At 65.2% G+C, this 20,243-nt stretch carries 14 protein-coding genes; 11 read left to right on the top strand and 3 right to left on the bottom strand.

The genetic code is table 11. The annotated features are described in order from the left end of the window. Window positions 1–91 precede the first annotated feature (91 nt). Complete coding sequence (locus tag ACCP09_RS06535) at window positions 92–262, bottom strand: ABC transporter substrate-binding protein (protein ID WP_433743966.1); 171 nt, start codon at window positions 260–262, stop codon at window positions 92–94. Window positions 263–1,696: 1,434 nt separating this feature from the next. Between ACCP09_RS06535 and ACCP09_RS06530 the strand changes: the two genes are divergently transcribed. From ACCP09_RS06530 to ACCP09_RS06515, 4 genes are all read left to right on the top strand, one after another. Beyond that, a complete protein-coding gene (locus ACCP09_RS06530) occupies window positions 1,697–2,707 on the top strand; it encodes a 3-oxoacyl-ACP synthase III family protein (RefSeq protein WP_433743963.1) in 1,011 nt (336 codons plus the stop codon). Window positions 2,708–2,718: 11 nt separating this feature from the next. Next, a complete protein-coding gene (locus ACCP09_RS06525) occupies window positions 2,719–3,417 on the top strand; it encodes a CatB-related O-acetyltransferase (protein ID WP_433743961.1) in 699 nt (232 codons plus the stop codon). 13 nt (window positions 3,418–3,430) lie between these two features. Then, window positions 3,431–4,192 (top strand): SDR family NAD(P)-dependent oxidoreductase, encoded by a 762-nt coding sequence (locus ACCP09_RS06520; RefSeq protein ID WP_433743958.1) that lies wholly within the window; start codon window positions 3,431–3,433, stop codon window positions 4,190–4,192. Window positions 4,193–4,260: 68 nt separating this feature from the next. After that, on the top strand, window positions 4,261–5,598 hold the full coding sequence (locus ACCP09_RS06515; RefSeq protein WP_433743955.1) for an MFS transporter: 1,338 nt from the start codon (window positions 4,261–4,263) through the stop codon (window positions 5,596–5,598). On the opposite strand, the gene ACCP09_RS06510 is transcribed toward ACCP09_RS06515, so the two are convergent. Then, on the bottom strand, window positions 5,570–6,562 hold the full coding sequence (locus ACCP09_RS06510) for a LacI family DNA-binding transcriptional regulator (RefSeq protein WP_378334898.1): 993 nt from the start codon (window positions 6,560–6,562) through the stop codon (window positions 5,570–5,572). The two genes, ACCP09_RS06515 and ACCP09_RS06510, sit on opposite strands and share 29 nt — an antisense overlap. Window positions 6,563–6,817: 255 nt before the next feature. Here ACCP09_RS06510 and ACCP09_RS06505 point away from each other — a divergent pair, with 255 nt between their 5' ends. The 7 genes from ACCP09_RS06505 to ACCP09_RS06475 all read left to right on the top strand — a co-directional run bounded on the left by ACCP09_RS06505 (window position 6,818) and on the right by ACCP09_RS06475 (window position 18,459). Then, on the top strand, window positions 6,818–8,809 hold the full coding sequence (locus ACCP09_RS06505) for a CocE/NonD family hydrolase (protein ID WP_433743951.1): 1,992 nt from the start codon (window positions 6,818–6,820) through the stop codon (window positions 8,807–8,809). Next, window positions 8,806–10,446: an AMP-binding protein gene (locus ACCP09_RS06500; RefSeq protein WP_433743948.1), complete on the top strand. Its 1,641-nt coding sequence runs from the start codon at window positions 8,806–8,808 to the stop codon at window positions 10,444–10,446. Before ACCP09_RS06505 ends, ACCP09_RS06500 begins: the two co-directional genes overlap by 4 nt. 174 nt (window positions 10,447–10,620) lie before the next feature. Beyond that, window positions 10,621–12,129, top strand: coding sequence for an ABC transporter substrate-binding protein (locus tag ACCP09_RS06495; RefSeq protein WP_433743945.1), 1,509 nt, complete (start codon window positions 10,621–10,623; stop codon window positions 12,127–12,129). A gap of 28 nt (window positions 12,130–12,157) precedes the next feature. Then, window positions 12,158–13,099: an ABC transporter permease gene (locus ACCP09_RS06490; protein ID WP_123685643.1), complete on the top strand. Its 942-nt coding sequence runs from the start codon at window positions 12,158–12,160 to the stop codon at window positions 13,097–13,099. After that, window positions 13,096–15,054, top strand: coding sequence for a dipeptide/oligopeptide/nickel ABC transporter permease/ATP-binding protein (locus tag ACCP09_RS06485; protein WP_433743940.1), 1,959 nt, complete (start codon window positions 13,096–13,098; stop codon window positions 15,052–15,054). Before ACCP09_RS06490 ends, ACCP09_RS06485 begins: the two co-directional genes overlap by 4 nt. Next, window positions 14,999–15,868, top strand: coding sequence for an ATP-binding cassette domain-containing protein (locus ACCP09_RS06480; RefSeq protein ID WP_433743937.1), 870 nt, complete (start codon window positions 14,999–15,001; stop codon window positions 15,866–15,868). Before ACCP09_RS06485 ends, ACCP09_RS06480 begins: the two co-directional genes overlap by 56 nt. After that, window positions 15,865–18,459 (top strand): GH116 family glycosyl-hydrolase, encoded by a 2,595-nt coding sequence (locus ACCP09_RS06475; RefSeq protein WP_433743934.1) that lies wholly within the window; start codon window positions 15,865–15,867, stop codon window positions 18,457–18,459. Before ACCP09_RS06480 ends, ACCP09_RS06475 begins: the two co-directional genes overlap by 4 nt. Here ACCP09_RS06475 and ACCP09_RS06470 read toward each other — a convergent pair. Next, window positions 18,435–20,171, bottom strand: coding sequence for a hypothetical protein (locus ACCP09_RS06470; RefSeq protein WP_433743931.1), 1,737 nt, complete (start codon window positions 20,169–20,171; stop codon window positions 18,435–18,437). The two genes, ACCP09_RS06475 and ACCP09_RS06470, sit on opposite strands and share 25 nt — an antisense overlap. Window positions 20,172–20,243 lie beyond the last annotated feature (72 nt).

Genomic DNA, 20,243 nt, shown 5'->3' with positions numbered 1-20,243 from the left:
TCACGATCGGCTTGGACGTTGATCGATCCACCGGAGACCTCACCAATTTGATCAACGACAGGCCGAAACCCCGGAGCCGCAACACCACCGGTCAACCCGTTGAAACACGCCCTGGTGGCAAGCCGTCGCAGAAGGTCAGCCCATCGCGCAGGGTGAACGTCCAGATTTCGGCGTCCGGCGAGGCCGTCCACCGGGTGGCGAGGTCCGGCACGTACTGGTCGTTCTGGACCCGGACGAGGCGGCCGGCCAGGAGCTGCCTCACCGAACGGATACCGCGCCTCGGGCGCGCCCGCCTGGGACCGCGGCCGGGCCGGCTTGAGTGGTGTTCCGACCACGCACACCCTCGAGCCCAGCAGGCTCGACCGGAGCCCCTCGCTGGTCACGCCGCGGTACGTCCTCCGCGACGCCGCCCAGCGTAGCTCCGGCTTGGCCCACGACTTCTCCCTGGCACGGACCTGGTGCTCCGCTCAACGGCTGCTACGCGCTGTTCCCCGCATAGATCGTCCTGGGCATCAGCGTTATGGGGCGCGAGCGCGTGCGGCGCGGCATGAGTGGTGCCGGCCTCGTCGATTTCAAGATCAACAGGGGCGTGGAGGAGCGAGTCAGGAGTGGATCACGCTTCTGGCGGCGAATGGGGTCGCCTAATCGCTCCTCCTCGGTTGCTCCATCGCCAACTGACGTGAACGAGCCTCGACCCGCGCGAAACCCGGTTCGGGTGCCGTTGCGCACAGCTGACACGCGCGCTGGACGGCTGGGTGTGCTTCGCGGTTGTCCAGCAGGCGAGCCTCGACTTCGGCGGCGACATGGGAGTAGATATCGCTGATCTCGTCGGGAATCCGGTGCCCCAGTCGCCGCGACTGCGCGACCTCGGGGATGCCGTCGGCGATCTCCAGGTCTGTGGCTGTGCCGGAGGTCGGGGAAGCGCAGCCCGGGCAGGATTGGCTGCACTCGCACCTCGGGCCGCACCCGCTGGAGATTCCCGTCCGCGGCGGGCCGCATCGCCCCTGCGCGAGAAGTTCGACCGCCGCAACAGCTGGTGCTCGGCATGCGGATGGTCATGACTGTCGAGGTAGTCCCGCAGTAGCGGAATGAGGAACGGCGGCAGCGAGATGGTGCGGGCGGAACACGCCGTCTTGGGCGGCCCGAGTTCCAGCTGTCCGTTGATTTAGTGCAGCGCACCGATTTGCGGGTCGACGACGATCTCACCGTCGTCGAGGTGGGCGTTGGGGCGTTGCAGTCCGCCGCCGCCCTCACCGCCGGGGCTGACTGGGGTTGACCGGGATGAGCCGCTCGTCCGGGGCGTCGGCCAGCATCATGGTCATCAACTTGACGATCGTGGACACCGTCGAGGTCGCATACCCCTGCCCCGCAGCTTCTTGCCCCGTGGTGTCGCTCGGGCGAGGGTAGTACAGGGCCTGCCCGGGTGCCTCGGCGCAGCTCCTCTGAGTTGCGATGTGGCGAACTCATCTTGCCTGCCATTCCGTCGCGAGGCCTACTCGAAGTTCGGCGTCAAGTAGGACGACTTGGAGGTCATCCAGGACGTAGAGTCCATGTGGAAGCCCGCCGGTGGGGGAAGCGGCTTCGCTGGCCAAAGACGTCTTGCGCGCAATGACCCCGTCCTCTCGGAACCGGGTGCTTCTGAGTCATCTATCCGACGTTCAGGGATAGCTAAGAATGCGCGGAGGACGCGAATAGTATGGGAGTTGGAATCATTGGAACCGGCTCGTATTTGCCGGGTATCGTCCTGAGTAACGACGAGTTGGGAGACCGACTCGGTGTCCAACCCGACTGGATAATGCAAAAGACGGCAATCCGGGAGCGCCGGGTCGCCGCTGCTGACGAGGCGACCTCCGATCTGGCGACCGTCGCCGCCCAGAGGGCACTGGAGTCCGCTGAGGTTCCTGCGGGAGAAGTCGACATCATTGTGCTGGCCACATCGACGCCTGATCAGCCGATGCCCGCCACGGCATGCCTCGTTCAGGCGAAACTGTCGGCCCACCGGGCGGCCGCGTTCGACGTGGACGCGGTGTGCACGGGTTTCATCTATGGCCTCGTCGTGGCTCGAGGAATGCTGCTGGCGGATCCGAGGGCCCGGACCGCGCTTGTGATCGGCGCTGACACCTATTCCCGCATCCTGAACTACGAAGATCGCCGAACGGCGGTCCTGTTCGGCGACGGAGCGGGTGCCGTTGTGCTGTCGAAGACGGAGGGCGCGACCGGGATATCGGTTGCGACACTTGGATCAGACGGCCGCCACGCTGATTACGTGCAAATTCCGGCAGGGGGAAGTCGGCGGCCCCCCAGCCCTTCGTCGATCGCCGCAGGCGAGCATTACTTCGCGATGAGAGGTGGCGATGTGCGACGGCTGGCGAACGAAGTCTTTCCGAATGTGGTGAAAGAGCTTGTCGCAGCCGATGGCACGGATCTGCAGAACCTGGATCTCATCGTTCCTCACCAAGCCAACGGAGTGATGCTCGCTGAGTGGGAACGGGAACTAGGAGTGGTTGCGGGCGTTATGCATCGCACTGTCGAACGGTATGGAAACACCGGAGCCGCATCCGTCCCGGTGACACTCGACGACGCTGTGTGCTCTGATCTCCTGCACGACGGCTCCAGGGTGCTGCTGGTCGCGTTCGGCGGTGGCATGACCTGGGGCGGGGTGGCTTTGACGTGGGGAAACGGGAAAACTCAAGGAGGTTCGGTGTGACAATGTCGGTAATGCCGAGGACCGTCAACATGTGGCCGCGACCTTTCGCGCTCAAGAACCTTGCCGCGATTCTGCGGCACCGGAGGCAGGGCGCCACTGTGAGTATGAACCAGGTTATCGTGGAATCGAGTGTCGTCGAGCGGAACGCACTGATCCTCGATCATGCCCTGGTCCGTGGCTGCTCGATCGGAGCATACTCGCTGATCGGCAGGTTCACATCGTTGTACAAGGTGGATGTCGGCCCGTTCGCCGGAATCGCCGAGAAGACCACTGTCGGTGTGTTGCCGCACTGGCCCGAGCTCCCCACCACTCACGTCTTTCCTGTGAACCACGAGTTCGGTTTCTGCGACGCGCCCTGGCCAGACGTTCCGGCCACCTCGATCGGAGCGGATGTGTGGATCGGTGCGGGCGCGACCGTGCGGGCGGGAGTACGCATCGGTCATGGTGCGATTGTCGCGGCCGGAGCCGTCGTCACCCGCGACGTGGACGACTACGAGGTCGTCGCGGGGGTGCCGGCCCGGCGAATCCGCATGCGGTTCCCAGAGGAGGTCGTTGCGCTGCTTCTGGAGCTCCGGTGGTGGGAATGGCCACCCACTACGCTCAAGGAACACATCGATCTGTTTCAGCAGCCCGCTTCGGTCGAAACGATGCGAGAACTCAAGCGCCGTACCGCCGCGGTTCCCCCTGCCCGGATGCTTCGGAGCGCCTGAGGAGGGTTGAGCAATGGACATCCCTGGTTGTGTCGCGCTCGTGACGGGTGGCAGCTCAGGCCTCGGGCTCGCGACAGTCCGGAAGCTGCATCGGGAGGGCGCGCACGTTGTCATCGTCGGACGGCCCTCGTCTCGCGGCAAGGCGGTCGCCGACCAGCTTGGAGACCGAGCGTCGTTCGCCGCTGCCGACATCACTGACGAAGACCAAGTAGCCGCCGCCGTGGACGTCGCCGCGGATGTCGGTCCTCTGCGCATCGTAGTCAATTGCGCCGGAGTTGGAAGTGCAGCTCGTGTGGTCGGTAAACGAGGCCCCTTCCCGCTCGAGGAGTTCGCCAAGGTGGTGGAGGTGAACCTCATCGGCACATTCAACGTGCTCCGCCTGAGCGCAGAGCAGATGGTGCAAGAGGACCTGGTGGGCGAGGAGCGCGGGGCTATCGTCAACACCGCGTCGATCGCCGCTTTCGACGGTCAGGTCGGGCAGGCGGCTTACGGTGCCTCGAAGGGCGGACTGGTGGCTATGACACTGCCGGTCGCCCGGGAGTTGTCACGTCACCGGATCCGGGTGAACACCATCGCGCCAGGCCTGTTCGACACTCCGTTTCTGGACGGGCTTCCTCCAGCGGTGCGATCCGCGCTCCCGGCGAACGTGCCACACCCGTCGCGTTTAGGCCGTCCGGAGGAGTTCGCGGAGCTCGTGACACACCTCATTCGCAACTCGATGCTCAACGGGGAGACGGTACGGCTGGACGGTGCGTTGCGAATGCCGGATCGATGAGAGCGGCCGCATCGGCGGGGACGGCCGCCGGTGGCGCACCGCGCCACCGGTTGGTCGTCGGCGCGGTCGTGATCGTGTTCATGATGGCCCAGCTGGATGGCAGTGTCGTGGCGGTGGCGAACCCGGTCATCGCAGCCGACCTGGGAGTCGGTGCGAGCGCACTCTCATGGACATTTTCCAGTTACCTGCTGGTGATGGCAATGATCATCGTCCCCGCGGGTGATCTGGTCGACCGAGTGGGCCCACGACGGGCTTTCCAGATCGGCGTGGCGATGTTCACTCTGGCCTCGATCGCGTGCGGATGCGCTGCTTCGTGGGTGCTGCTGGTCTGCGCTCGGGCGGTGCAGGGCGCTGGTGGTGCGCTCCTGCTCGCGAGCAGCGTTGGCGTACTGCGGCTGTGTTTCTCCCCGGGGCGCTTCGAGCGAATTTTCGGCATGGTTGCTGGACTTGCTGCCGTCGCGTTCGCCTCCGGTCCACTGGTTGGCGCGGCTCTCGTGTCCTGGCCAGGGTGGCGGTCGGTCTTCTGGATCAATGTGCCGCTTGGAATCGCTGCTTCCGGGCTTGCTGCCGTCGCTATCCCGAGGGCTTCCGCCCGTGTACGGCGTCGGCTCGATCTGGTGGGCCTGGCGCTGCTCGGTCTTGGCACCGGCGCTTTGGTGTGGGGTGTGACCGCTGCGGGCGGAAGTTCGTGGGCCGTCCCAGAAGTGCTCTGGCCGATCGTGTGTGGCATTGCCCTGGTCGTACTCTTCGTAGTTTACGAGCGGCGACACGCGGTGCGGCCACTCGTGCCCTCAGAGGCGTGGCGGACACCGGACGTTGTCGTCGCCGCTGCCGTCCTGGTTTGTTACGCGTTCATCCTGTTCGGACTGGTCTTCGCGATCACCCTGCAGAGCCAGGTTGATGGGGCAAGTCCGCTCACGCTCAGCATGGTTCTCCTGCCATTGTGCGCCTCGATCATGGTGGCCGGTCCAACCGCCGGATGGGCGACACAGCGATGGGGACCGCGACCGGTGATTCTCATGGGATTCACCTTCGCTGCGGCGGGCAGCTGTGTCCTTGGCGTGGTACCGAACCTACGCTTGTCGCCGGTGAGCGCACTTATCCTGACGGTTGCCGGAGCGGGCCTTGCAGGCGTGCAGGTGGCGTCGAACACGCTGTTGGTGATGGGCTTCGACGAGCAGCGTTCCGGGTTCGCCGGCGCACTCGCGGGGCTGGTCACTCAGGTCGGTGGCGCGTGTGGGGTGGCGGTCGTCGGATCAGTGGCCGGAGCTTCCGGCCCGTCGACGTTGCGGGTGACGGTGGTGATCATGTGCGTCGTCCTCATCCTGGGGAGCACTGTCACCGGCCCCGTCCATGCACATCTGACGCGCAAGATGGTCATGTCGTCGCACGCTCCACGAGCGTAAGTTTCAGCGTGATCTCCTGAAGGCTGCGATCAGGATTGCCGAGCTGTGCGACAAGGGTCCGTGCGGCGACCTCTCCGGATTCCAGGAGTGGCTGACGAATCGTCGTCAGCCCAAGCGCTTCGGCCACGTCACCGTCGTCGAAACCGATGACCGCCAGATCTTCCGGGATCCGCAGATCGCGCTCTCGTGCCGCCTTGAGCACGCCGGCCGCGAGCAGGTCGTCCTGGGCGAACACTGCAGTAGGGCGAGGTTCTGAGCTGAGGAGTTCGACTGCAGCTTGTCGCGCTGCTTCCAGCTGGTGCGGGACCGTGACGATCCGTTGATCCTCGAGCGGATACCCAGCGATACGCAAGGTTTCCCGGTATGCGCTCAGTCGTGATTCTGGCGGCAGCACCACATCTGACGTCAGCTTCCGCTCGCCGATGAAGGCGAACCGCGTGTGCCCGCGCTCAAGCAGGAGGCCGGCGGCAAGCCGGCCGCCCTCCGCGTGATCGATTCCCACGCTGCTGAAACCGGTGCGGGCGGCCTCCACCAGAACTGTCGCCAGGTTCTGCCGGAGCAGCCTGCGAGCCGTGGCGTCGTCGATCGGCAACGACATCACCAACAAGCCATCGAGCTTGTTGGTCAACGGGATGCTGGCCAATGTCGGGAGGGCGGACGCGGCCGACTCCTGGTCGAAGACGACCACTTCCCACCCGTGATCGCGCAGTGCCAGCAGGACGCCCTCCAACCTCCGGGCAAACGTCGGATAGGAGGTGAAAGGCGCCATGACGCCGATACGTCGTACGCCACGACGCGCACGCGCGACCGCCTCCGTTCGGGGGACGAACTCGAGCTGGTCTGCCGCCGCCAGGACGCGTTCCCGCGTCTCTGGGCGCACCCGGTTGGATCCGTTGATGGCCAGCGACACGGTCGAGATGCTCACGCCGGCCAACGCCGCCACATCCTTGATCGTTGCCGCCACGCGGCGCACCTCACAGTTTCGTCGAAGCATTTCGATGGGCTCCCGTGGACGCTACCGCGCGGTCACTCGTTGGACAACGTTCATACTCGAGATGGACAGCAACGAATCGGTTACGTCCGTCTCACGAGGGACACTGCGGCCTTGACGAGCCGATGAAACGACAGTTAGCGTCGCCGGAACCGTTATCGAAATGCTTCGATCGTAATCCTTCGGTCGAGGCGTCGGTGGAAGCGCAACGACGCGCTGGAGGTGCCGATGATCAGCAGTGGTGCACCGGAGACTGCAGTGAGCCCTGTTCGCGACCTGTACGACGTGCGGGTCGTGCGAGATGTCCGGATTCCCACCAGGGATGGCCACGGGTCGTTGGGCGCGGACCTGTTTTTGCCGATTACGGAGGCCCCGGTTCCCGCGCTCGTCACCCTTCTGCCCTATCGCAAGGACGCTTTCGCCGGCATCGGTGGCTTCTCCACGTACCGCTGGTTCGCCCGCCACGGCTATGCCACTGTCCTGGCCGATCTCCGCGGGACCGGGTCCTCTGACGGGCCACGGCACCCGCCCTTCGACCCGCGAGAAGGCGATGACGGCGCTGCCCTGGTCGAGTGGGCGGGCAGACAGGATTGGTGCTCGGGCAGTGTCGGCATGTGGGGGGTGTCCTATGGCGCGATGACTGCTCTCCGTACGGCAGAACGCGGGCCGAAAGCGCTGCGCGCCATCTTGCCGGTCATGGGGATGCTGGATCCCGAACTCGACTTCGTGCACCCTGGGGGTATACGTGGGGCGCTCGGGCCGTTGGGCATCTGGAGCCTCGATACCCTCCTCGGGCACCTATTGCCGCCGTTGTCGCCGGCTGGCGGTGTTGACCGGCGCCGTTGGCTCGAGCGCCTGGAACAAGACGAGCCCTACCTGCTGGACCTGTTCCGCCATGGACCTGGTCATCCGAGTTGGCGGTCCCGTCACATCGACGCCTCCCGCATCGAGGTGCCGACCTTCTGCGTGGCAGGTTGGCGAGATCTCTTTTGTGAGGGAACCATACGCGCGTATGAGGCGATCTCCGCGCCCAAGAAGCTGCTCGTCGGTCCGTGGATGCACACGATCCCGCACGAGTCACCGTTCGAGGCGATCGACTTCCACCGGCTCGCCCTCGACTGGTGGAGCGCCTGGCTCGGCGAGCCGGGCGCGGAGGTGGAGCGGGATGGGCGGGTGGTTCTGTACGTACAGGGGGAACAGCCCCGATGGCAGGTGCAACAGTCTTGGCCCCCGGCGGGTGACTCCCTCACCTGGTGCGCCACCGCAGACAATGGGCTGCAGCGAGTCGATGGCATTTCGTCGATGGCTGAAGCCGCACACCTCGGGGCTGGATATCGTCGGGATCCGACAGTGGGCGCTCTGAGCGGGCTGTGGGGAGTTCCCACCGCCGGGTTCGGCCTACCCCTCGACCAGCACGATGACGACCTGCGCAGCTGTCACTTCACAAGCCGGCCGCTGAGCAACCATCTCACGATCGGCGGACGAATGTCGGTCACGGTCACCCTTCCCAAGGAACCGGTGCTCGATCGGCTGGTCGTCAAGGTCACCGACGTCGACCCCCACGGCCGCTCCATACTGATTGCGGCCGGGGCTGCGGCGATCCACCGCAGTCCCGTGACCAACGGAAGTGCACGCCGCACCGTGCGGATCGAGCTGCCCCCCACGGCCTACGAGGTCGCCGCCGGTCATCGGTTGCGGCTCGTACTGGCCCACGACGATTTCCCACGCCTGTGGCCGGATGGGAGCACCGGTGATGCCTTTGTCCTCATTGGAGCCGAGCTGCGGCTACCCGTCCTCACGGATGAGGGACGAACGGTCATGCCGGCCGCACCTGCCTGCAGCGACCAGAACGAACGGCTGAGCTTGCACAACCGGTCACGCTGGGACCTCGTTCGCAGCCCAATCCAGGATGCCGTGGCTGTCACGATCGTGCACGACACATCGGCGTACACGCCGACGAAAGATCATGTGCTGACTGTTGACAGCCGAGTCACCGCGACCGCGAGCGGGCAAGACGCGAGCGCCAATGTCCACGGCGTCGCCAAGGCCGTTATCCGGTCGTCCCAGCACGAAAGTGCCACCGTACGCGTCGACCTCGTCGTCACCCCGACGTCAGCCACCGCCACTGGTGAAGTGTCGATGGACGGGGTCCGGGTGTTCGCCAAGAGCTGGACGGCATTCACCGACGAGCCAGCCACCCCGAAAGGAGCGATCCCATGACGATCCTGGCTGCCCAGCCCCACGTCAAGGCTCTGCTCGACCAGTATGACGTCCCGTCCGCATCCGCCACGGAGCTGTTGTGCGCACGGCACCCGCGGAAACACACCGCCTTCACGTTCGTGAACGCAGAACTCTCCGCGAGCTCCATCAGTTATGGAGAGCTTCTGGACTCCGCCGAGCGGCTCGCGGCGGCGTTCGCCGAACTGGGGATCGGGCCCGGAGACCGAGTGGCGACGCTGATGGGCAAGACCCGAGACTTCGTGGTCACGCTCATGGCGATATGGCATCTGGGCGCGGTTCATGTGCCGCTGTTCACAGCCTTCGCGCCTCCTCAGATCGAGCTGCGTCTCAACGGCAGCCGGGCGAAAGCTGTGGTCTGCGATGCCGCCAATCTCCCCAAACTGAAGCCCAGTGCCGACCTCCCGGCCGACGGCGGCAGGACTACAATCGTCTCTGGTGCCGCGCCCACATCCCCGGGTGAGGTCGCCCTGGACGCCCTGATGGCCTCCAGCGCGTCCCCCTCCCAGCCGGCGCGACTCGGCGGTGATGCACCGCTGGTGCAGCTCTACACCTCCGGTACCACGGGGGCGCCGAAGGGCGTGCTGGTGCCGATCCGCGCGCTGGCCGCGTTCCACGCCTACCTCCAGTTCGGTTTGGACGTCGTTCCCGGTGACGTGTACTGGAACGCAGCGGATCCGGGCTGGGCCTACGGGCTCTACTACGGGGTGCTGGCGCCGCTGGCCACTGGCGTGCCTGCCCTCATGGTGACCGCCGGATTCTCCCCGGAACTCACGTGGTCGGTATTGGCCCGCTACGGCGTGACGAACTTCGCCGCCGCGCCCACGGTCTACCGGGCACTGCGTGCCGGCACCGACCGTCAGCCCCAGGGCTTGCGGCTGCGCTGTGCCTCCAGCGCTGGCGAGCCGTTGACGCCTGAGGTGAACGAGTGGGCCGTTGAGGCACTCGGCGTCGCAGTGCACGACCACTATGGCCAAACGGAGACTGGCATGCTCGTGAACAATCACCATCATCCCAGCCTCCGAAGCAGCCTCAAGCCCGGCTCCATGGGCAGGCCGATGCCCGGCTGGAGTGTCCGGGTGCTCCGCGACGTCGAGCAGGCGGTGGCAGCGCCGCCCGGCGAGCCGGGCGTACTGGCTGTCGACACAGCCGGCAGTCCGCTTGCCTGGTTCACGGGGTACGTCGATGATCCCGCACGCAGCCGCGAGAAGTTCAGCGCTGACCGGCGCTGGTATCTCACTGGCGACCTCGCGTCCGTCGACGAGGCGGGCCGGTTTCACTTCTCCTCCCGTGAGGACGATGTGATCATCATGGCGGGCTACCGGATCGGCCCCTTCGAAGTCGAGTCGGTGATCGCACGCCACCCGGATGTCGCCGAATGCGCCGTCGTCGCCGCACCGGACGACATCCGTGGTGAAGTCCTCGAAGCCTACGTGGTCACCCGGACCGCGGTGGACAGCAGACAACTGGAAGCCGAAGTCCAAAGGCTCGTCAAGACGGAGTTCGCCGCGCACGCTTATCCCCGTGCCGTGCACGTCGTCGACCATCTACCCAAGACACCCAGCGGCAAGGTGCAGCGGTTCGCCCTGCGCCAGCAGCGGAACGCCGCCTCCGGATAGAGCGCGGCACCTTAACGCCGGTCCTCTTGTCTCGCAGGACGGCCGCTCGGGGAAAGAACCCAACGTCGTGTTCCCTCTTCCGCCGAAAGGTTGGCTCCGATGCACGGAAAGCTCCCACGCACACAACCACCACGCCGCCGCAGGCGCCACTTGTTGTCGACGTGCGCCGCGATCATGGCACTGTCGTTGGCCCTGACCGGTTGCGCCGATCGCTCCAGCGGCCAGGGAAACTCCACAGACAACAATGTCCTGAGCCTGGGTATCAGCTCGGCGCCGAACAGCCTGGATCCTGCCAAGACCGGTTCCGCCTTCCAGTGGTACGTGAACCTTGCTTACGACCCGCTCATCTATCGAGCCGCTGACGGTGCTCTGCAGCCGCGGCTGGCCACATCGTGGTCGTACATCGGCAGCGGTTCCAAGGTTTTCGAGATCAAACTCCGTCCGGATGTGAAGTTCAGCGACGGATCTCCGCTCACCGCGGAAGTGTTGCGCGAAAACCTCACCTACTTCGCCGGCGCGCCGGGTGGATCAGCGCCGTATCTCAAGCAGATCGCTTCCGTTGACATCGTGGACCCGTTGACCGTCCGGCTGAACCTTTCGGCGCCCAACCCGAATCTCCCCGACATCTTCAGCCAGTACTACCTCGCCGGTGACCTCGTCAGCGGGCAGGCGTTGCGCACACCTGACATCCTGGCGACGGAGACACGGGGAGCTGGGCCGTACGTGCTCGATCTCGCCGAGACCGTCCCTAACGACCATTACACGTATACCCCGAACCCCCACTACTGGAACAAGGGCGACGTCAGGTACGGGAAAGTCGTCGTCAAGGTCTTGTCCAACCCCAACGCTGCGCTCGCCGCGATCAAGACCGGCCAGGTCGACGTCATAGCCGGCGACCCGACGACCGCGGACGCGGCCAAGACAGCAGGACTCCAGGTGTTCCAGACACCGCAGATCATGATCGGCCTGGACCTTGTCGACCGCACAGGGAGCATGGTGCCGGCGCTCGGGGATGTCCGGGTGCGGCAGGCCCTGAACTACGCGATCGATCGCGATGCCATGGCGAAATCCCTACTCGGCGGATTCGGCATGCCGACGGAACAGATCGCCCTGCCCGGCACGGACGGGTACAACGAGCAAGTCTTCTATCGCTACGATCCGGACAAGGCCCGGCAGTTGCTTGCCGAGGCCGGGTACCCCAACGGTTTCACAATGTCCGTGATGACCCAGACAACCTATGGCATCGACCAGATCTCCCAGGCCATTGCCGCCGACTTGAAGAAGGTCGGCGTGCAGGTCGAGCTGACCAACGCGGCGGACATGACCCAGTTCGTGCAAGCTATCGCCGCGGGAAAGTACCCCGCCTACGGATTCGGATACGGTTACCAGCCGGTCTTCCTCATGGGACCCGGCCTGTACCTGCCCTCTGCTGGGTTTTTCAACCCGCTGAAGAGCACCGACCCGCAGCTGGACGCGTTGTACTCGCAGGCTGCCACGGCTGATCAGGCGTCGCTCGGGCAGGTGAACAAGCAGATCGTGGGGAGACTGGTCGAGCTGGGTTGGTTCGTGCCCGCGGTGTTCGCGCCCAACTTGTTCTTCGCCCGGTCTGGCGTGTCCGGCATCTCGATCAGTCCCAATGCCCCGATGGCCAACCCGGTGGACTTCCGTCCTGCCACCTCGTGATCCGGCCTGGCCGAAGAGGAGCTCAGTCATGACTCGCTTGGTCTTGCGCAGGCTGACGATCGCCGTGCCGCTGGTCTTCATCGTCTCGGTGCTGACGTTCGTGCTGGAATCGCTCGCGCCGGGCGACACCGCACGCACGATTCTCGGAACCAACTACACGCCCGAAGGGTATGCGCAACTCCACGAGAAACTTGGCCTCGGCGACCCCGTTCTGGTTCAGTACTGGCACTGGCTCACCGACGCTGTTCGGGGTGACTTGGGTGTTTCGCCGATCAGCGGGCTGAGCGTCGGATCCGAAATCGTGAATCGGATGGGCGTGACGTTGTCCCTCATCGTGGGCACGACGCTGGTGTCGGCATTGCTCGGTGTGGCGCTGGGAGTCCTCAGCGCGGTGCGGGGTGGCCGGCTCGGCAAAGCCATCGATGTGTTCTCACTACTGGGATTCGCGTTGCCCAACTTCTGGCTCGGCCTGGTGCTGATCACGGGCCTGGCCGTCACGGTCCGCCTCTTCCCGGCGACTGGCTACGTTCCTCTGACGGCATCACCTTCCGAATGGGTGGCCAGCCTGGTGCTGCCCGTCATCACGCTCGCGCTGGGCGGCGCGGCGGCCGTGGCCAAGCAGACCCGCGACTCGATGTCCGACGCGCTGGACGCCGAGTATGTGTACGTCCTGCGGGCCAACGGAGCATCCGAACGCTCCCTCGTCCTCCGGCACGCGCTGCGCAACGCGGCGATCCCGGTGGTGACGGTCGTCGGGCTGCTCTTTGTCGGGCTGCTCAACAGCACGGTCCTGGTGGAGGGAGTCTTCGCGATGCCCGGTCTCGGCGGTCTGGCAGTGCAGGCCACCACACAGCACGACCTGCCCATGATCCAGGGCGTGGCCGTGACGTTCACCATCGTCGTCGTGATCGTCAACCTGCTTGTCGATCTGCTGTACGGCTGGCTCAACCCGAAGGTGCGTGTGCGATGACGACAATGCCCACCACCTCGGCCCGTGGGCGCGGAGGGGACAGCGCCGGAGTGTGGCGAGCGGTCATCCGGCGCCCCCTCGGGGCCCTCTCACTAGCGTATCTGGCCGTGGTCGCGACAGCCGCGATCGCCGCGCCCTGGCTCGCCCCGTACGATCCCACCGCGACCGACCTGTCACACGTGCTTTCGATGCCCTCGGCCGACCACTGGTTGGGGACCGACCGGCTCGGCCGGGACATCCTCAGCCGGCTGATGTACGGCGGACAGGTGACGCTGCTCGGGGTCCTGCAAGCCGTGGCCACGGTACTCGTCCTGGGCGTCGCGATGGGACTCGCCAGCGGGTTCCTCGGCGGACGGGTCGACCGCGCGCTGAACTGGCTCATCGATGTGGTTCTCGCGATCCCCGTGATCATCACGTTGCTGGTCGTGCTGGCGGTGTTCGGCACCAACGAGACCGCCGCCATGGTCACACTCGGCGTGCTGGGCGCCCCCGGCCTGGCCCGGGTCGTTCGCGGAGTCACGTTGGCTGTGCGGCAGGAGCCCTACATCGCCGCGGCCAGGGTCGCCGGCCTGCCCTCGAGCTACATCGTCCTTCGCCATGTGCTGCCTCGGTGCTACGGCCCCATCATCGTCCAGGCTTCGCTGTTCGCAGGGGTCAGCCTGCTCACCGAGACGGGCCTGGGTTACCTTGGGCTCGGGGTGCAGCCCCCCACTCCGACGTGGGGAGGCATGGTCGCTGACGCATCACAGGTCATCGACCAGCAACCCTGGATGCTTGTCCCGGCGGGCGCCGTGATCGGGCTCGGCATCCTCGCGTTCGGCCTTCTCGGCGACGTCGTGCGGGATGCGACCGGACAACGCGGCAAACGCGCAGCGAGCACCCGGGCCGCCCGCCGCGGCACGTTGCGCGCGGAGCCAGCAGCTCATCCCGCCAGCGCGGAGCCGGCAGCCCTGCTGTCGGTCCGGGGGCTGTCGGTCGCACTGCCTACGGCCCAGGGAACCACCACTGTGGTCGAAGACGTCGACCTCGACATCAACCCCGGGCAAACGGTGGGGATCGTGGGCGAATCCGGGTGCGGGAAGAGCATCACCGGTCGCGCCATTCTCGGGCTCCTGCCGGCCGGGGGCACAATCGCCTCGGGAAGCATTCGCCTTGGAGGCGATGAACTCACGACGATGACCAAGGCCGAGTTGGCGCGGCTTCGCGGCCGGAAGATCGCGCTGATCTCTCAGGAGCCCCTCGCTGGGCTGGATCCCGTGTTCACGGTCGGCCAGCAGATCGACGAACTCGTGCGACGGCACGACCGCCTCCCACGCCGGCACGTGCGCGCCCGGACGCTGGAGTTGCTGACAGCCGTGCGCCTGCCCGATCCGGAGGGGGTTGCTGCCCGTTATCCGTATCAGCTTTCCGGGGGTATGGCGCAACGCGTCGTGATCGCCCTGGCCTTGGCAGGTAGGCCTGAACTGCTGATCGCCGATGAACCCACCACAGCGCTGGACGTCACGGTACAGGCGGAGATCCTCGACCTCCTGCGGCAACTCCAGGGCGAAACAGGGATGGCGATCCTGCTCATCACTCACGACTGGGGTGTGGTCGCCGACCTGTGCGATCGCGCGTACGTGATGTACGCGGGGCACATGGTGGAATCCGCACCGACGGAGGAGATGTTTGACGTCCCGCTGCACCCCTACACCGCGGGCCTCCTCCGGTCCTCACCCCGCCTGGCAGAACCCGGGCTTCCATTGCCCGCGATCGAGGGAACCGTGCCGGAGCCACGCGATTGGCCCGCGGGGTGCCACTTCGCCCCTCGCTGTCCCCTGGCCACAGCTGTCTGCCGCGAAGGAGCGATCGCAGTCGCCGAGCCTGAAGAGAACCGCCGAACCAAGTGCATTCGTTTCGATGAAGTACGACGAGGAGAAGGCCATGACGGAGCGGGAACCCTTGCTCGACGTTGACAGTCTCGTGGTGGAGTTTCCGTCCCCGAGGAAGCGCGAACCAGACTTCCGTGCGGTCGATCGAGTCAGTCTTTCAGTTCAGGCGGGGGAGACGGTGGGGCTGCTCGGTGAGTCGGGGTCCGGCAAATCCACGCTCGGCAACGCCATCCTCGGGCTCGTCCACCCCACCGCAGGCTCCATCAGGTTTCGCGGTTGCGAGCTAATGCGACTCAAGCCCCGTGAGCGACGCGAGCTCAGTGATCATCTTCAGGTCGTTTTCCAAGATCCGTACGGAACTCTCAACCCGTCGCTGACCGTCGGGCAGTCGCTGACCCAGCCGCTTCGTGTCCGCCACCGGCTCTCCCGTGGCCAAGCCCGGGAGAAGGTGGCGGAAGTGCTCGGCCAGGTGGGTTTGCCTCCCGAGGCTATGGACCGGTATCCCGCCCGGTTCTCGGGTGGCCAGCGACAGCGCATCGCCATCGCGCGCGCCCTGGTCGGCGGCCCTGACCTCATCATCTGTGACGAGCCGACCAGCGCGCTCGATCTGTCCGTCCAGGCGCAGGTACTCAACCTCCTCGTCGACCTGCAGCGCGTGCTCGGCGTGAGCTACCTGTTCATCTCCCACGACATTGACGTGGTCCGTTATGTCTCGCATCGCGTCGCGATACTCCGCCGGGGACAGATCGTCGAGCAAGGCAGCACCGAAGAGGTCATCCAGCATCCCCGGCACCCATACACTCGCACGCTGCTCGACGCGGCGCCCATCCCTGACCCGCGGCGCCAAGCTGACCGCCGCAAGGCCGCGCAGGCTTCGACGCTGGCGAGGGCCTCATGACTGTTGGGCAGCACCGGGCGGGCATTCCCGCCGACGCCCCGGTCGCCGCGTTTCCACTTGGCGGCATCGGTACCGGAACGGTATCCGTGGGTGCTCGCGGACAGTTGCAGGACTGGGAGATCTTCAACAGCCCTGGGCGCGGGAACGTCCTGCCATTCACGTTCTTCGCCATTCACGCGCAGAGAGCAGGTGCGGCACCAGTCAGTCGGGTGCTCGAGTCACGCCTCCGCCCACCCCACGGAGAACGCCCCTACGGCTACCTGTGGTGGACCGCCGCCGGGTTGCCCAGGCTGCAAGACTCGGTGATGCACGGCGAATACCCGCTGGTCCGTGTGGCCTTCCTCGACGAAAGCCTACCGGTGTCTGTTGCCTTGGAGGCGTTCACACCGCTGATTCCGCTCAACGCGAAGGAGTCCGGGATACCGGGCGCCGTCCTGCGCTACCGAGTTCACAACCCGGGCGACAAACCGGTCACGGTCACGATTGCCGGTTCATTGGCTAACGCTGTGGGGTTCGAGCCCGGGACCGACGGCCTCTTCCTGCCCAAATTCGCCGGACAGCCGCGAAACGCATATCGCGATGACGGAAACATCAGAGGCCTGTGGTACACCTCATCGTTGCCAACTCACGACATCCGGCATGGCACCATGGCCCTGGCCACGGCGGCACAGGACGTCACAGCCAAGCCCGAATGGCTATCTCAGTTCCACCACGGTTTCGAGGAGTTCTGGTCCGACTTCAGCTCTGACGGCCGCCTGTCCTGCACCGCGGACGACACCGCCGGTGAGAAGAACGGCCTCCGTGTGGGGTCACTGGCGATCACCGCGGATCTCGAACCCGGGGGTGAACGCGATTTCGAGTTCATCCTTGCCTGGCACTTCCCAGCACGCCCCAAGGGCTGGCCCCAACTCGGTGGCTTCGCCGGCGTCGATCCCTACTCCGGGCAGAGCATGCGCAACTTCTACGCCACCTGGTTGTCCGACGCGTGGGACACGGCGATGTACCTGCACCGCAACCTCCCCCGACTGGAGCGAGACACCCGCGCTTTCCACGAGAGTTTGTTCTCCAGCTCGCTTCCGCCGGAGATCCTCGACGCGGCCGCGGCAAACATCGCAGTCCTGCGCAGCAACACATGTTTCCGTCTCGAGGACGGTACGCTGGTCAGCTGGGAGGGAACCGCGGATCACGCCGGTAGCTGGCCTGGATCCTGTACGCACGTCTGGAACTACGCACAGACCGTGGCCTACTTGTTCCCCGAACTTGAACGGTCGATGCGCCGTGTCGAGTTCCAGTTGGAAACCGACCCAGACGGACGCATGAATTTCCGAGTCAACCGCGTCTTCGGTGGGCCCGCGCTGTGGGAAGTCGTCACGCAGAACCAGGAACAGCAGAAGCTCCCCGCCGTCGACGGGCAGCTGGGCACAATCGTCCGGCTGTACCGTGACTGGCGGTTCAGCGGGGACACGGCGTTGATCACCGATCTGTGGTCGCACGCAAAGCGAGCTCTCGAGTTCGCAATCGATCAGTGGGACACACAAGGTGACCACGTCCTGCGGGGACCTCAACACACGACCTACGACATCGAGCTCTACGGACCGAACTCCCTGTCCAGCTCGCTGTTCTACGCCGCCTTGCGAGCCGGCGCGGAGATGGCCGCCTACCTGGGCGAGGACGAGTCGGCTGAACGGTACCGCCAAGCGGCGGAGCGTGGCGCGGAAACCATGGACCGGATGCTCTGGAACGGCGAGTACTACATCCAAGATCTGCCTCATCCTGATGCGCAGCCCTACCAGTACGGGACTGGATGCCTCTCCGACCAGGTATTCGGCCAGATGCTCGCACACATCAGCGGCCTGGGACGGGTACTGCCCGTTTCGCACACCCGGCAAGCCCTGGCCGCGGTGTACCGCCACAACTTCCGCAAACAACTCTTCGATCACCACCACACCCAGGTCACCTACGCGCTCGACGACGAAGGTGGTCTCCTGCTGTGCAGCTGGCCCAACGGAGGCCGGCCTCGTCAACCTCTTATCTACTGCGACCAGGTGTGGACAGGTGTGGAGTACCAGGTGGCGACCCACATGATCTACGAAGGCATGATCGCGGAAGCCCTGGAAATCGTGCGCACGGCGCGTGCGCGGCACGACGGATACCGGCGCAACCCCTGGAACGAGGTCGAAGCCGGACATCACTACGTCCGCTCGATGAGCAGCTGGGGCCTGGTCCTCGCCTACACGGGCATGCGCTACGACGGCGTGACCCGCACTCTCGCTTTCGCCCCCGGCGGCGGGGAGCGGCAACTGAGAACGTTCTTCAGCACCTCGCACGGTTGGGGGACCTACTGTCAGAATGAAAGCTACGTGCGCCTGGAGGTCGCATACGGCCGGATCGCTCTACAGCGGCTCCGCTTCCCCTGTATCCCCAACGCGGCTTTCGACTGCATTGCAGTGAATGGCAGGCGATCGTCGGCAACCTCAATCGCAGATGAAAAAACCGTCAGCCTCGACATCCCGTCGATTGAACTCCGGGCCGGGGACGTCCTCGAAGCCTTCTTCGCCCCGCCGGATCAAGTTGCAGGACAGGGCACGTAGACGAAGCGGGGATCCGCATCCAGAAGCGAGACGAGCTGCGGTGCGTCACCGCGCCGAAGGTACACCGCCACCCACTGGCCGGAACCAGCCTTCTGGAAGGTCGCGATCTCGTACTCCGACAGGAAGCTGGGATTGCCGAACGGGAACCACGGAGGCGCCGGGGAAGGCGGGCGGCATGGCTGCTTGTCCTCATAAAAGTAACCTTCAAGCCGGATCAGCGCCGGTCGACGGACGTCCACCACATAGTCCCAATCAGACGATACGGCTGCGAATCCGGGCGCTGCCGTACGTGAACCACTACGAGCGATGTGCTCATCGGTCAAGCCCAGAGCGTCAACGACGACCAACTTTGGACCTGCCCGGTAGGAGAACGCGCCGTTCCCCATGGTGCTGACGACGGTGCCCTCCGGCAGTCGGGCGCCGATCCACGAGCCAACCTCACCACGATCACGCGCCTCATCCCGCTGGACATGCATGAAGTGCAGTGTCTGCGGATCGGTCACGGACACCACGAGCGACCACCCGCTGATCACCAAAGCTGTTATCGGAAGCCAACGCCCTGTGCTCCGCGGTACCGTGAAACGTGCACCTGGTGTTGCCCTGGTTCCCGAGTAGATGCCTATCGTCGCGGACGTAGCAACGGCCAGCAGTGGTGGAACCAGGGCCAGAAATCGCCAAGCCGGCATCCAGTCTCCGCCCGCGTAGACGACAAATGCGCCGTAACACAGCGCCAGGGTGTATATCAGCGACGGGACAGCGCGGCCATATCGGATCGATGGATCAAGGTCAGGAGGTGCAGCGGGGCGAGCGGCGAGGGTCGCCGCCCCAAAAACGGCGACGATGACAAGAAGAACATTCGCCAACGAGAAGTCAAGGAAATAATCCCACCCAGTCCGCAGCTGCCAGACGAGCGAGTAGCCGGTCTTGGCGGCCGCCGCGTTGGGCAGGAGATGGCCGCCGTAGTACCACAGGCGCCACGCCGTCCAAGGAATGAAGAAGATCAGCGCGGTCGTCGCGTAGGTCAAGAAGTGGTGCAACGGAAGCAGTTTCCGTGCGCGGCTGACCAGTAGCCAGATGCCGGCAACGCCGGCGATCACCAGCCCGTCCGGCCGGGTCATGGTCAAGAGCGCGGCGAGAACGCCCGCGGCGGCGAAACGCTGGGCCGCCATTGCGTGACACATAACCAAGGTGAGGAAGACGAACAACGGCGTCTCCAAGCCGGAAGGACCATATGCGGACAATCCGGTGGCGCCTGCGACCAGTACTGCCGCGATAACGCCCGGGCCGTCTGTCTTTTCAGGCCTTGCTGCGTTGACCAACTTGTTCGTCAGGCTGTATGCCACTGGCACGCAGGCGACAGCGAGGCAAGCCCCGAGCACGGTGGCGAAGGCGACAATCCCGTGGTCGAACAGAGTTTGAGGTATTGCGCAAAGTAACATCCACAGGAAGTTCGAATAGCCCTCGACATGCTCCCCGATGTTAAAAACTGGTCCGTTCCCGGACGCTAAGTTGAGAGAGTAGCGGAAAGTGATATAAGAGTCTTCCATTACTGTCGCGAAGATGAGCTGATGGGCCAGGGAGAACGCCGCTGCCGCGAACAGTAGAACCCTTCGCCAGGATTTCGAGGTGGTGAGGTTGCGCCAACGTGCGATTGTGGCGATGCCTATCGCGCCCCAGATTGTGAAGGCGACCGACGTGGCTGCGGTAGACAAGACTCAGTCCAATCATAGGTGGCGGGTTGCGAGTGGTGAAATAGGATTAGTCGGGCCCAGAGGTACGCGGAC

Origin of the sequence: Amycolatopsis sp. 3B14 (assembly GCF_050958625.1) — a bacterium.
GTDB classification, from domain to species: Bacteria; Actinomycetota; Actinomycetes; order Mycobacteriales; family Pseudonocardiaceae; genus Amycolatopsis_E; species Amycolatopsis_E thermoflava.
This window is presented reverse-complemented; position numbering and strand designations above follow the sequence as displayed.